Origin of the sequence: Membranihabitans maritimus (genome assembly GCF_021729145.1) — a bacterium.
In the GTDB taxonomy this organism is placed as follows: domain Bacteria; phylum Bacteroidota; class Bacteroidia; order Chitinophagales; family Saprospiraceae; genus Membranihabitans; species Membranihabitans maritimus.
Window position 1 is genome coordinate 356,373 of the sequence record NZ_JAJSLW010000004.1, and the last position, 14,080, is coordinate 370,452.

Annotated in this window: 12 protein-coding genes; all 12 read left to right on the top strand. The window is 34.7% G+C overall.

The genetic code is table 11. The features are described from left to right. Positions 1–143 precede the first annotated feature (143 nt). Positions 144–1,142 (top strand): glycosyltransferase family 2 protein, encoded by a 999-nt coding sequence (locus LVD47_RS06820; protein WP_236974815.1) that lies wholly within the window; start codon positions 144–146, stop codon positions 1,140–1,142. 42 nt (positions 1,143–1,184) lie between these two features. Then, on the top strand, positions 1,185–2,096 hold the full coding sequence (locus LVD47_RS06825; RefSeq protein ID WP_236974816.1) for a glycosyltransferase family 2 protein: 912 nt from the start codon (positions 1,185–1,187) through the stop codon (positions 2,094–2,096). A gap of 19 nt (positions 2,097–2,115) precedes the next feature. After that, positions 2,116–3,204 (top strand): glycosyltransferase family 4 protein, encoded by a 1,089-nt coding sequence (locus tag LVD47_RS06830; protein ID WP_236974817.1) that lies wholly within the window; start codon positions 2,116–2,118, stop codon positions 3,202–3,204. Positions 3,205–3,369: 165 nt separating this feature from the next. Continuing rightward, complete coding sequence (locus LVD47_RS06835; protein WP_236974818.1) at positions 3,370–4,296, top strand: sulfotransferase family protein; 927 nt, start codon at positions 3,370–3,372, stop codon at positions 4,294–4,296. A gap of 23 nt (positions 4,297–4,319) precedes the next feature. Beyond that, positions 4,320–5,309, top strand: a complete 990-nt coding sequence (locus LVD47_RS06840) for a glycosyltransferase family 2 protein (protein ID WP_236974819.1) — start codon at positions 4,320–4,322, stop codon at positions 5,307–5,309. Between the two features lie 25 nt (positions 5,310–5,334). Next, entirely contained in the window at positions 5,335–6,333 is a 999-nt protein-coding gene (locus LVD47_RS06845; protein ID WP_236974820.1) for a glycosyltransferase family 2 protein, read from the top strand. A gap of 115 nt (positions 6,334–6,448) precedes the next feature. Continuing rightward, positions 6,449–8,785 carry a DUF4838 domain-containing protein gene (locus LVD47_RS06850; RefSeq protein ID WP_236974821.1) on the top strand — a complete coding sequence of 779 codons (2,337 nt, stop codon included), beginning with the start codon at positions 6,449–6,451 and terminating at the stop codon, positions 8,783–8,785. 323 nt (positions 8,786–9,108) lie between these two features. Continuing rightward, a complete protein-coding gene (locus tag LVD47_RS06855; RefSeq protein WP_236974822.1) occupies positions 9,109–9,984 on the top strand; it encodes a hypothetical protein in 876 nt (291 codons plus the stop codon). Beyond that, positions 9,981–11,138 (top strand): glycosyltransferase family 4 protein, encoded by a 1,158-nt coding sequence (locus tag LVD47_RS06860; RefSeq protein ID WP_236974823.1) that lies wholly within the window; start codon positions 9,981–9,983, stop codon positions 11,136–11,138. Before LVD47_RS06855 ends, LVD47_RS06860 begins: the two co-directional genes overlap by 4 nt. A gap of 707 nt (positions 11,139–11,845) precedes the next feature. Beyond that, a complete protein-coding gene (locus tag LVD47_RS06865) occupies positions 11,846–12,661 on the top strand; it encodes a TIGR04255 family protein (RefSeq protein ID WP_236974824.1) in 816 nt (271 codons plus the stop codon). Then, positions 12,658–13,137 (top strand): hypothetical protein, encoded by a 480-nt coding sequence (locus LVD47_RS06870; protein WP_236974825.1) that lies wholly within the window; start codon positions 12,658–12,660, stop codon positions 13,135–13,137. Before LVD47_RS06865 ends, LVD47_RS06870 begins: the two co-directional genes overlap by 4 nt. Before the next feature lie 12 nt (positions 13,138–13,149). Further along, on the top strand, positions 13,150–13,695 hold the full coding sequence (locus LVD47_RS06875) for a hypothetical protein (protein ID WP_236974826.1): 546 nt from the start codon (positions 13,150–13,152) through the stop codon (positions 13,693–13,695). Positions 13,696–14,080 lie beyond the last annotated feature (385 nt).

The window sequence follows — 14,080 nt, forward strand, 5'->3', positions numbered from 1 at the left end:
ATATGAATCGTCGAGAGCCTTGAAGGTTTCACAAAATTCAATAGGAAATGTACCCCCTATATATTGACAAATTGATATTTGGAAAGGCAAATAAATCTTCAAGGTTTCATCATGATTCGCAAATCGATAAAAAATAAGCTTATATGAACCGTGAGGAATTTTTGGAAAAATATCAGAAAGTACCGGTTCGGGAATATAATCACGAGGTAGGTACGACACCTATGGTTTCTGTTTGTGTGCAGACCTACCAGCACCAAGATTTTATCCGCCAATGCCTGGACGGGATCCTGATGCAGGAGACTACTTTTGATATTGAGATACTTCTCGGTGAAGATAATTCAGTAGATGGCACACGTGATATATGCACGGAATATGCTAAAAAGTATCCGGACAAAATCCGGCTATTCCTGCATCACCGGGAAAATAACATATCCGTATCGGACCGCCCCACCGGCCGGTTTAACTTCACATACAATTTGTTTTCCGCACGCGGGAAATATATAGCCATCTGTGAAGGGGATGATTACTGGACCGACCCCCTGAAATTGCAAAAGCAAGTGGATTTCCTGGAATCCCATCCCGATTATGTCATATGTGGTCACGACGCTTTTATATTTGATGAAAAAGGTACGGTTCAGGAATCAAAATTACCGGATTCTAATAAACGAGACTTTCATTCAGAGGATCTCCAAATAGGGGTGTTTATCTTGACTCTTTCCGCATGTTTTCGAAACGTAATCGAGGATATTCCACCACATTTCATGAGAGTGTTAAATGCAGATTCCTTCCTATTCTCTTACCTTGGACAATTCGGTCATTACAAGTATATGCCGGAAATCAAGCCGGCGGCATATCGCGTCCACGAAGGGGGAATGTGGTCATTGGTTCAAAAGCAAGAGAAACTCATTTCTAATATAACGACAAAGTATTGGAAAGCAATGTATTTTCAAAGCATAAATAAAAATGAAATCAAGGAAGCTCAAATGGCAAAAATTATTATTAACATAATAGATAGCCTAGGACAATTTAAATGGCGAACTTTTTTTCAATTACTTTACCATATTACCCGGGCTATAATTAAAACAAAGTTTCCTATTATATTCCAAATAAAAAAAAGCCTTGAAAGAAATAGTAGCCATTAATTCTCTCAATCAAATAGCTAAAGCTTCAACGACAAGGTTAATATGAACAAATTTGAGGTATCAGTTATTATTCCTGTATACAATGCTGAAAAATTTATAGAAAGAGCAATTGAATCGGGATTGTCTCAACCCGAAGTAAAAGAAATAATTCTAATAGAAGATGGTTCCCCAGATCATGCATTTGAAATTTGCAGTAGCTGGAGTAAAAAAAACGATAGAGTAAAACTTTACCGTCATACCAATGGAGAGAATCGAGGTGCTGGTGCATCTAGGAATTTAGGAATAGATAAGGCTTCTTGTGATTTTATTTCATTTCTAGACGCCGACGATTTTTACTTGAAAAATCGATTTGTAAAAACTAAAGAAGTTTTTTCCCTTAATAAAAAAGTTGAAGCAGTTTATGAATGCATTGGAACGAACTTTTATTCGCAAGCGGCTAAAGTTAATTTTAAAAAGTTAAACCGGTCAAATTTAACAACTTTAAAACCAGGTATTCGATCTGAGAATGTATTTGAGGAACTTCTTGTTGGAAGGTCAGGATGGATTCACTTAAATGGATTTACTGTTAAACGTAATTCCATTCTAAATAAAATCTACTTCGATGAATCGTTATTGCAAGCACAAGATACCGATTGGTTAAGAAGAGTAGCTGAAAAATGCTGCCTTAAAGAGGGTGAAGTAACAAAACCAATCGCTATGAGAGGAATTCATCAAGAGAATAGAATTCTTAACAAAAGAAGAGCATCTTTGTACCGCCACCAACTCTATTCAAAATGGTTCAATAAAATGATTTCAAGTAACTGGCCTAAGTCAATAAATAGACGCTTTTACTTTGAATATTGTAAGCATTTTTATACAGGAACAGAGTCTAAGTATTACCGCCGATTTTTGGTAATTATTAAATTCGTAACAAAGTTAATCCAAAAGCCCATAATTATAAGAAAGTTAATTTAACATATCAGGCAATTCTAACATGAAAATTCTTCAACTTATAAATAACTTAAATGGTGGTGGTGCTGAAAAGCTAGTATATGATTTGGTAAAACTTTTGAATAATAAAACCCAAATTGAGGTTGCACTGCTAAATAACAAAGGCGATAGGTACTCTAAAAAGCTAATAGATCAAGGTATAAATGTAACAATATTAGGAAAGAAAAAATACTCCGTAAAGACCATATTAAGCCTTATTCGACTGATAAGAAAAAATAACTTTGACGTAGTACATGTTCATCTGTTCCCAAGTTTGTACTATGGAGCACTTTTATCAATATTTTTTAATTGCAGGTTTATTTTTACTGAGCATAGTACATCGAACAAAAGAAGAAACTTATTCCTATTTCGCTTACTTGATGCTATAGCATACGGTCAATATAATAGTATCACATGTATCAGTCAAGCAACCAAATCAAATTTAATTAAGTTTCTATATTGGGTTGATGAGTCCAAAATCAAAATTATTTCAAACGGTATATTTCTACCTTCCAATGCGATACCCATCGTATTAAACAAAACTAAAAAAACAATTAAATTAATAATGATAGGGCGATTCGAATATCCAAAAGATCAAGAGACTATCATAAAAGCACTTAAACATCTACCATCTAGAATAGAGATATTTTTTGCCGGTTCAGGAATTAGGGAAAAAGACTGTAAAAAGTTATCAATAACAGAAGGGTTGGACCAAAGAATACACTTTCTCGGTTTTGTGGAGGATGTAAATAGTTTACTTATTAAAATGGATATTGCAGTACTATCCTCACATTACGAAGGATTTGGATTGGCTGCCGTAGAAAGTATGGCTTTGGGAATTCCAACAATAGTTTCAAATGTACCTGGTTTAGTAAATGTAGTAGGAAAGGGCGGAATAGTTTTTGAACCAGGGAATGAAATTGATTTAGCAAACAAAATAAAGCAATTAATTAATTCACAAAGTCTATACAATCACATCTCAATTGAAGGGATAAATCAAGCAAAACAATATGATATCAATACTATTGTCGAAAACTATTTAAACCTTTATAAACTTCCTAAATCCGAAGAAAAAATAGACTCATTTCGATAATAGTAAAAATTCATTCAGTCACGCTGAATGTTAATGACTTAAGACCGATTTCAACTTTATTGAAATAAAAGTTTTCTTAAGGAATAAAATAATCTTTTCGAACATGTTGTTTGAGTACTTGATATAAAATCACTAAATGTATTTTTCAATTAAATACTTGAGAAATTGAATGAACCTAAAAATTGCAATCTCCTTTTTTTAATAGGAATTTCTCCAAGAAGTGGAACTAATTTTTTGTATCGACAACTCATATTACATCCGGATATAAATCAATCAAACATTAAAGGAGAAGACCGGACAATTAATCACTCAAATCTATTAATAAATTATGCTACAACTGTCGGGAAAAATCAACCATCAAGGTGGGGAAATAGCACAAAAGATTTAGAAAAAAACCTCGGGAATGCTTTAAGAGAATATTTCCTATCTTCTGTAAAAAAAAGTAAATATGCAATTCTTAAAACTCCACTCACAGACGGGATAATTAACATTCCAGTCCTATTTGAGGACTACAAGATAATATTTCTAGTTAGAGACGGCAGAAATATCATTGAATCCTATAGCAGGTCATTTGACACCTCATTTATGGGCACTCTTGTAAGAGTAACACAACACGCTAAAAAAATGCAGTTATTTTTAGAATCTGTTTCTAATGATAAATTCCACGTTGTAAAATATGAAAACCTTCTAACTAACTTTAATTCCGAAATCACTGATCTGTTAAAATTTCTGGACCTTCCTGTAGAAAATTATCCTTTTGATCAAGCAAAAAATATGGGTGTAATTGGTTCTTCTACATTTACAGGAAATTCAACTAGTCCAACCTGGAAAAAAGAAGTAGAAAAAAATGATACTTTTACTCCTAATAGTCGAAGCAAAGATTGGCCAAAGTACAAACATATCTTATTCAATTATTATGCAGGCCATCTGTTTAAAAAATGGGGATATATTTTGCAATACTCTCCAAGAAACATCACTTACTTTTTTGTTAGTATTTCGGGTTTTATTTTGTATCATTTTCATCGGATTAGACTTAATGGAAAAACAATTATTCAATCAATTCAATTACTTCTAAAAACCTTGTTGAAATAAAATATTTATAGGAAAACTACTCTATGAAGCCAAAGCTCGTAAGTATTATTATCCCAACTTTTAATAGAGAAAAATATATTAGGGATACATTAAATTCAGTATTAAATCAATCCTATAAAGAATGGGAATGTATTATTGTTGATGACGGTTCAACAGATAGAACACTTGAAATTCTAAAGGCATACGGAAAAAATAATGGTAAATTTCGATATTATGAACGAAACCGCATCCCTAAAGGCGCTAACACGTGCAGGAATATTGGTATTGAGCATGCATCAGGGGATTATGTAATATTCCTGGACAGTGATGATCTTCTTGATAAAAATTGTCTTGAGAATCGAATTTTTCACCTTTCAAATGACGATACTAACTTACTAATTACTGGAACCTATCAAATAATCAATAATCAAAAAATAAAAAAGTATTTTAATACAGTATTTCCTCAACAAACTGACTTCCTAGCTCATTTTTTGCAATTTGACTTACCGTGGCATACTACCTCCGGAACTTGGCAAAAATGTTTTGTATGTGAACTCAACGGTTTTGACGAAAAACTCCAAAGATTTCAAGATCCTGATTTGTACATTCGGGCTTTAGGAAACAATCATTTAAATCTTAAATATCAATATCAGGATGCTGATGTATATTACAGGATCGGCCATTTATCTGATAAAAGAGCAAATCAAGAATGGGTTAATAAACTAACTAATTCATACTTATATTTTTACCAGAAGCATTTCCCTATTTTTCGGGAAACCATTTACAAAAAAGATATCATTATGGGTCTTAGCGAAAGCTTAACTGTTTTGATAAAACAATCAAAGAAAATTTCTAATAAAAGTCTTACCAATTGTCATTTATATTTAGACACTTTGCTTTCAAGCAATATTATAAATACCAGGCAAGAATACCTTCTAAAAAAGCTCCTTGCCCTTAATAGTAGAATTCCGCATTTTAAAGGGAATTCCAAACTTAATCTATTCATAATCTCATCGATATTATCGTCAAAATGACCCAGAATATAAATAAGCGCAAATAATGTTAAATCACCCTCCAACAATTAGTGTTATACTCCCGGTCTACAATGGCGAAAAATATTTGAAAGATGCTATCGACAGTATATTGTATCAGACATATAATGATTTTGAATTAATAGTGGTAAATGACTGTTCTACCGATAACACGAGTACTATCCTAGCTACATATTCGGATCCACGCCTTCGCATTATTACTAACTCAGAAAATTTAAAAATCTCAAAATCATTAAACAAGGGAATTAAAATAGCAAAAGGTGAATATATTGCCAGAATGGATGCCGATGATGTTTCGCATCTTAAAAGATTTGAAAAACAAATTAAGTGCTTTAAAGAAAATCCTAATTTCGGGGTAATAGGTACTGCCCATAAGTTGATTGGACATTCAAAAGGCACAAAATACAGGCCCAAAAATCCAGAAGAAAATAAACTCAGGTTACTTTTCCACACTTGTTGCACACATCCTTCGGTTATGGTTCGTAAAGATATTCTAGAAAAGTATAGTATTCACTATTCACCAGAATATGTTCCCGCAGAGGATTACCATCTGTTTTATACCCTAAGTAAACATACCGAAATTTTCAATATTGACGAAGTTCTCCTGGATTACAGAACATTTACACCTACCATTTCTCAGGGAAAGTATCATGATGGTAAAAAGCAAATTGATAAAAAGATTAAAAAACACATATTTTCAGATATCGGTATTCAATACACCGAACAGGAATTAAATCTTCATTCTAAATTTTGCCTTCGACAAAAAGTTACTTCCGTTTCTGAATTAACCTTGCTGTTAGAATGGTCCAATAAATTATGGGGCCAAATAAAAAAAGATTTTGATTCACACCTAATAGAAAAAGAATTCCAGTTTCAGTGGTATGGTTTTTTAAAAAACAATTTATCATACTTTACTATATTCTGGTACTTTCAAAATTTCAACCATCCCTTTTTAAAACCCTCATTATCAATATTCAATAAAGCCATAACAAGATATTTCCAATAGTTTTCTAACTTAATTTCTCAAGTAATTGAGATCAAAAGAGACTACTCAGGGAAATATCTACGTTCATCAAAAGGTTTGACAAATAAATTATCGACAAGAAAAATATTGAATAAATATGCAAACCTCATTTGCTTTCTTATCTTCTCTAGTAGTCATACTTTTCATATCTTGTAAAAGCCACAAAAGTCCACAGGACGCTAATTCTATTAGCAGCTTCAACAACAAGGGCATTCCCATTTCTCAGGAAAACCTTCCACTAGAATCCGTAAGAGATGTAAAACAATTATTAGCAAAAGGTTTACAAAAATCTAAAGCCACTGGAAAAATTAATTTTGTTTTCTTCTTCAATGAATCCCTCCATGATTCAATTAAAATTCAAACATTAAATCCTGAAAAAGTTTATATTTCAATTGGAAATCAGAAAAACAAATCTACAGCTTTGTATAGTTACCTGGATCTTCTGGGATACTGTTTTTATGGACCTGAAGATCACTGGAATTATATTCCCGAGATAGACATCAATCGAGAAATTGACACTGTAATTCATTCTGCATTCAATCTTCGCAGACTATCCGTTTCCTATGGATTTGGTCCAAAATCAAATAAAGCATTGGATACAACCAGAAATCTCTTTACCCGTTGGTCAAAGAGATTGCGTATGGTTAATTTATACGAAATTCCATCTGGACATTATGGGAATACTTTCAACAGAAAATATAAAACAGAAATTAGTACTCATCCTGAATGGCGCAGCCTAGAGAAAACAAATCGTCGAAAGTGGAACCAGGATATGAAATTATGTTATTCCAATCATGAGGTAATTCAAAAATATAAAGAGGATGCGGAAAAAAGGCTATCAAGAGAAAAAAGGATCTCCCGTCCTCCCTATATTTTAAATATGGAGCCCCCGGATGGTGACGGTTATTGTCAATGTGATAGATGTTCAAACTCCGTTAGCGATCAGGTTTATCACCTGGCAGATCAAGTAGCCCGACACATATTTAACATAGATACCAATGCTTTTGTTTCCCTCTATGCCTACAATGAGCACGCGGCTCCTCCTAATTTTCAATTACATAAGAATGTCATAATAGGGATTGTTCCTTCTGCTTTTCAAAGTGTGGGGAGTCCTGAAAAGATGATGGCCTTATGGGAAAAAACGGGGGCTACTCTTTATTTGCGGGATTACCTTGCGGCACCCATTTGGGCTAAAGATTTACCCTCGTTTTCCCCGAATGGGAATACTTTAGGTATAATTAAACATTTAAAAGAAAATAACTACCTGGGATTCAATATTGAGACAACAGCATCATTTATGGCAACAGGTATACAATTCCATCTGCTTTCCAGGGAAAGTTGGAATAATATCAATGAAAGTGAGGAATGGCATAAATTTTTCGAAAGACTTTTTCCCGGATATCAAAGTGAAATACAAATCATTTATGAAAACCTGAGGGGTTTAAATTTAGTAAACCTAAACGATGCATTACAGAGAATTACAGCGCTTCAACACAAAGCCAAACTACATAATCATTCGATAATTCATAAACGGCTTTCTGATTTGAGATTTTACATAGAATACATTTATTTATTCAAAAAATTCGAAAAAGTAAAAAATGAGGAAAACGTCCAAAATCTAATGGACAAAATTCGTACGGAGCCAGCAGGGAGGTTGTTACATCCGTGGAGTTTGTATCGGCTACTAAAAAGAGAAACAAACTTTAACCAGGAATTTATCAGGTCTGAAAATAAAAATATTCTCTCTTTCGATACCGGCAATATTCAGGTTGCCCTTCGACGAAAAACACCCCAGGAATGGCATGTGACAAACCCAGATTATTATTTAGAAAATATTAATGATCTTCCGTCCATACCTGTCCGGACAACAAAGGGGATTTTATATATCGGAAATAAAGGCAATGGAATAGTCAAATTTAGAGCGCGACTTAAAAAATTAAACAGCAATGGCAGCGGTACAATAATTTTTAGAACATTAGAAAATGATTTTGTAGCCGATACGAATTTACCAATGAATAATCAGTGGCAAGACTACGAAATTTCCCTCGAGAAAAATAGATTTTATAAAGTTGACATAAAAACTCCAGGGTCCGAACTATTTCTCAAGGGGCCAAACTTCCCTTTTGCTTTTACAAAACCACTATACAATAAATACCTGGACACCCCTACTTATTTTTATTTCAGGATTCCAGAAGACCTAAATTCAGCTAAAATACAAATACCTAAAAAATCAAATATGGTCTCCTTGAATTCTGCGGACACAAGTTTTTTTAAAGAGCATATCAACCAAGCGAAAGTTATAAATATAAATAATAAAAATGGAGCAGTTATTGAAGTCAAGACTTCAAGGCATGGAATAAAATCCCTTAATTTTCCATATTTATTTTCCCTGCATAAAAATGGGGTTATTTACAAGGCTCCTATTAGTAATTAAATCATATAACTCCTGATAAATTCACTCATTTGGAACCTATTATTAGAATACTATTTTATTTAATTCTATTTACATTACTGATTAGCATTTTCCGGTATGTAAAGTATAGGTTTCCGCACAGCAATATAACCTTCTTGGTGATAGCATTTCTCTATAGAATTCCTTTACTTTTTATTTATCAAAAATTTATTCCTGGGGATTGGGGCTATTACTATTTAGCCGCACAATCTGAAAATCTAGATTTTAGTTTTAGTTTTGGTTCACATGCATTACCACATTTAATACGTCCATTCGTGTATTATCTAGGGCTCGAAATTGTTGATATGTTTTTTCTATTTACTTTTTTGGGATACCTTGGAATTTTACTATTCTATTTAATTGGCCATCGAATTACCCGATATACGGATAAAGTAAAAATATTGGGCATTAATATTTTCCCATGGATACTTCTTTATCCAAGCTTACATATGTACACAGTCATGATAGGGAAGGACCCACTGGTCCTCCTGGGTATAGCTTTATGTGGATATAGCCTTACCTATGCTGGGATAAAAAAAATATATCTGTTTATGGGATTATTGATCCTTCTCATAATCAGACCTCACATAGCCATTGTATTTCTGGCTTCCCTGGTAGTCAGTTTTCTTATTTCCAGTGAATGGAATGTCATTCAAAAATCAATATTATTTATTTTTTCTTTAGTATTGGGAATAGCATCCATACCATATGTAATAGCGTTTTTTCGTATTGAAGAATTTTCGTTAACAGCCATTCAATTAATGATTGAAGTCAATACTGGTAACGTGGATGATGCTACTACTTTTGTAGATATGACTTCGTATCCACTGATACTCAAAATGTTTACCTTTCTCTATCGACCTTTGTTTATTGATTCTCCAAATGTCTTGCTTTTGGAGTACAGTGCTGAAAATTTATTCTTCTTAATTCTTAGTCTAAACTTCTTGAGACTTCCATTTTTTCAATGGATATCAAAACAATCTATTTTCTTGAAATTCGCTTTAATTTATTCGCTGATTGGCACAATGGTCTTATGCAATGGATTCAGTGTTTTCGGCCTGTTCATCCGTCAAAAAACCATGGTATTCCTTTTTTTACTGACTTTAATTTTTGGTTTTATTCATTATAGAAATAGTAGATACAATCATCCAATATCTTCTTCACAAAACAAATCGATTTGAGTACAGTTCTTTCAAGTTCAAGTAAAAACATCGCTATTGTCATCAATACCTCATGGAATATTTACAATTTCAGAAAGGGGTTGGTCCAGCGCCTTATCAAAGACGGTCATTCTGTATTTTGCATGGCCCCTACTGATGATTTCAGTCCCGAATTCGAAAAATGGGGCGCCCATTTTGTACCAGTCAATAACATCCAACGTAAAGGTACAAACCCTTTAAAAGATTTATCACTAATCTTTGAACTCAAAAATCTTTACAAGAAACATCAAATCGATATTGCTCTGCTTTATACCATAAAACCAAATATTTATGGAATCCTTGCTGCTCCAAAAGATGTAAAAACCGTTTGTACTGTCACCGGATTAGGTTATTCCTTTATCAAAAAAGGATGGATCAATAAACTTGTGCGAAAACTCTATAAGAAATCATTTAATAATGCCAGTCAGATCTATTTTCAAAATTCTGATGACCTGGCTTTGTTTAATTCCCTTAAAATCGGAAATCCCAGGAATATGGAAGTGGTTCCAGGAAGTGGGATAAATACATCCTATTTTGCACCGGGTGAAAAATCAAATAATTCTCCCAGCCACCCTTTCCGCTTCCTCTTTGTCGGTCGCCTGCTGAATGACAAAGGAATCCGGGAACTTCGACAGGCCACTGAAATCCTACACACAAAAAATATACCTTTTTCACTCGACGTAGTCGGATCCATTGACCGGGACAATCCAGCCGCTATGTCCGGTAAAGAATTGGAAGAATGGACCCAAAAACCGTATATCCGATACCACGGACAGGTAGAAGATCCGCGCCCCTTTATCCGCAATTGCGATGCCCTGGTCCTTCCCTCTTACCGTGAAGGACTTCCCCGGGGATGTCTGGAAGCCATGAGTATGGCACGTCCCCTCATAGTCACAGATGTACCCGGATGCCGTGAAACCGTTATCGACGGAAAGAATGGGTACCTCTGCGAGGTACAGAATCCGAAAGACCTTGCTGAAAAGATGACTCAATTAGCCATGCTTCCCGGAGAAGAGTTAAAATCCATGGGTGCCTTCAGCCGGCAAATGGCCCTGGAAAAATTTGATGAACAGATCATCATTCAATACTATTTGGATGTCATCGAGAAATTGGGAAAAAGGGAACGCAATTCATAGGGCTCGGGAATCATTCCCCAAGACTATACGGATCTTAAAGCCTGTGCAAAAGCCATAAAAAGGGATCCAGGATTCTCCCTCCAACGTGCAATTAAAGCCTTAGCATTGGGAGTAGGGATCACTATGTGGACGAAAGGATTCTTTCACATCTTCCGGATTTCAGTACCTTATTTATATTTATCAGAAACATTTTTCACAAAATAAAACTTCATTTTACTAAACATATATGTTTAGTATTCAGAATACTATATTTTCCATATGTAGTAACATCATCTGTCCGGCCCAGGGCCGGACAATCCCTTCCTGCTTATGCCCAAGGCATCTGGCAAAGTCATCCCTATGGGACTTTGTGGATATCAATGCCAGAATCCAGGTTTTACCCTGATTCCCCCCTGGGTTGGCACCCGGGGTTAATTATATTTCGCTTCCCTCCGATTTCATGTCGGGACAGGCACTTCAGAGCTTTTTTTTCGCTGTCGAACTCACGTTATAAACAGAGATTTCTCCCATTCAAGGCTCATAGGAACTGCCAATGGAGATGATAAAATGGCAATAATTCTCGAAGAAAAATTAAAGTCTATGGAACAACACAGCCGCCAAATTATTATTCAGTATTACCTGAATGTGATTGGGGAATTGGGGAAAGGATAATTAATTACTATATTTGAATTAGGCGAAAATGTATTTTTAAGTCACCTGCCTGGGGTATGAGATTAGAACACAAAGTACAACCTGTAAAAAAGAACCACTCAATAAAAGAAGTAGTGATTAGTCTATTCTTACAGAATCCGATCTTGAAACCCGAACGATTTGAGAAATTGATATCATCCGGATATAAGGATAGTTTCCAACAATTTGATCGCATTTCCCAGTTTCAAGTGCAGTTTCAGAAAAAAACTGAAGGAGGAAAAAGTGCTTCACTCAAACACGAACAAAATGCAGGATTCAAGTTCATTTCATTCAAGAACGGGCAGGTTAATAGGTTGTTACAGGGAATTAATGAAACGCATCGAACTTTTATTTCGTACCACAATCTGGACTACGAGCGATGGAACTCCTTTTATGAAGACTATAAAAAGAATATCACACTCCTCTCTGATATTCAATCCGATATATTTATTAAAGCATTTAGTCTGCATTATATTGACGAATTGATATGGATAGATGATGATTGTCCAATAGACCTGACTTTACTACTCAAAGGAAATCGGGAAAAAATTCCAGGAGACTTTTTCAAATCTGAAAATCCTTCTTTCAGCATCGTATCAGAAAAGCAAATACAGGATGCCATTTACTTTGACAGGCTGGAGATTAGGGTAAATCCAACAATAATACCTTCTTTGGTCATAAGTCATAATGTCACTGAAGATCTTGACGAAGAAATTCTATTGGATCAATTATTTCAATCTGATTTCGAACAAAAAATAGAAGATATGCATTCATATAACAAAGAATTATTAAATAGTATATTACAAGAAGAAGTACAATCGCTCATTGGTCTAACACAAAACACAAAAAAATGAACGCGGCAATTACACAACCCATTTCTATGAAACCACTTTTCTCGGTTTTCGGATCGGATAGTGGCTCTGGACAAATAGGTAGTGAAATACATGACGATCCTGTTTATGCCTACCCTACTTTTGCTATTCAGAATAAAATATTAGAATGTAAAGAACTATGTGATAATTGGGACGGACAAGGGGCTCAACCTCCTTCTGAGTCTACCATTTCCAATGCTCTTAATTTTATAGACTTGTTGCCTGATTCGACTGTCGCTTTCTTAGATGAAGAAAATATCGTTTGTACTCCGTACGGCACCATAGTTCTTGATTTCGAAAATCAAGATGATGTATTCTCTGTGGAAATAGGTAACCGTAGACTTGGATATTTTTTTGAATCCGCTGGCAAAATAATTTTAAAGGTAAATCAGGAACCTGTTAACCGATACAAATTATCCAATAATGTTGTTCAAGGATTTAAACAATTGCAAAAATAAGGACAGAGAATTATGGATCGGACTGTACCCAGAAACATCAGTGAAGAAGAAAATCTTCTCAGAGGTATAGTTCACCCCATGTTTTATTCAAATTCCAAGGGCACTGTAAAAAGAGAAGCTTTTTTACCACCTCCGGAAAGAAGGGATGTTTCTTTGTTACGACGAAAATATGCCATTGACGATTCATTCTGCAAAAGGCATTGTAAATCGCTGAAAATAGGAACAAACAAGTATGTGGGAATCGCCGTTTTTCTAGCAAGCCATATTACTAAAATAAATAATGATGAGGACAGCACCATACCAATTATCGTAAAAGCCACTCCTTTGAGTACAACTGGTGAATTAATTCCCAAAGATGAAAAAGTCTATATTACTACTCCGGGATTACCAATGCATGCCGATCTTTTATATAAAATAGCGCTTCCTACAAAAGGTGAACCCGCAATAGAACATAGAGTCACTGCCACTAAAATCAGTAAAAAGGTAAATTTTCATCTTGATGAAGGCCCGAGTTCCGATACATGGGAAGGTAATGAATTGGTTTGGGAAGAGATTTGAATCGGTTTACCAAGCTTTCTTCAAACCCTAACCCCAAAATCGCGGGGATCCTCAGCATCCCAAAAATGACCCATGGGCGCCTTCAGCCGGCAAATGGCCCTGGAAAAGTTTGATGAACAGATCATCATTCAATACTATTTGGATGTCATCGAAAAATTGGGGAAAAGGGAACTCAATTCATAGGGCTCGGGAATCATTCCCCAAGACTATACGAATCTTGAAGCCTGAGCAAAAGCTACCTAAGGGATCCAGGATTCTCCCTCCAGCGTGCAATTAAAGCCTTAGCATTGGGAGTAGGGATCACTATGTTGTAGCCTTCCCTAAAAATGAGACAGTTTAAAAATGAAAAAAAAATCATAAATTAAACTGCAGAATGAAAAAGACA

What these genes read in the sequence shown, in the direction of transcription:
- LVD47_RS06825 (WP_236974816.1), top strand. Translation starts at nt 1,185, where the DNA reads ATGAACAAATTTGAGGTATCAGTTATTATTCCTGTATACAATGCTGAA.
- LVD47_RS06845 (WP_236974820.1), top strand. Translation starts at nt 5,335, where the DNA reads ATGTTAAATCACCCTCCAACAATTAGTGTTATACTCCCGGTCTACAAT.
- LVD47_RS06855 (WP_236974822.1), top strand. Translation starts at nt 9,109, where the DNA reads ATGTTTTTTCTATTTACTTTTTTGGGATACCTTGGAATTTTACTATTC.
- LVD47_RS06870 (WP_236974825.1), top strand. Translation starts at nt 12,658, where the DNA reads ATGAACGCGGCAATTACACAACCCATTTCTATGAAACCACTTTTCTCG.
- LVD47_RS06840 (WP_236974819.1), top strand. Translation starts at nt 4,320, where the DNA reads ATGAAGCCAAAGCTCGTAAGTATTATTATCCCAACTTTTAATAGAGAA.
- LVD47_RS06820 (WP_236974815.1), top strand. Translation starts at nt 144, where the DNA reads ATGAACCGTGAGGAATTTTTGGAAAAATATCAGAAAGTACCGGTTCGG.
- LVD47_RS06865 (WP_236974824.1), top strand. Translation starts at nt 11,846, where the DNA reads ATGAGATTAGAACACAAAGTACAACCTGTAAAAAAGAACCACTCAATA.
- LVD47_RS06850 (WP_236974821.1), top strand. Translation starts at nt 6,449, where the DNA reads ATGCAAACCTCATTTGCTTTCTTATCTTCTCTAGTAGTCATACTTTTC.
- LVD47_RS06830 (WP_236974817.1), top strand. Translation starts at nt 2,116, where the DNA reads ATGAAAATTCTTCAACTTATAAATAACTTAAATGGTGGTGGTGCTGAA.
- LVD47_RS06875 (WP_236974826.1), top strand. Translation starts at nt 13,150, where the DNA reads ATGGATCGGACTGTACCCAGAAACATCAGTGAAGAAGAAAATCTTCTC.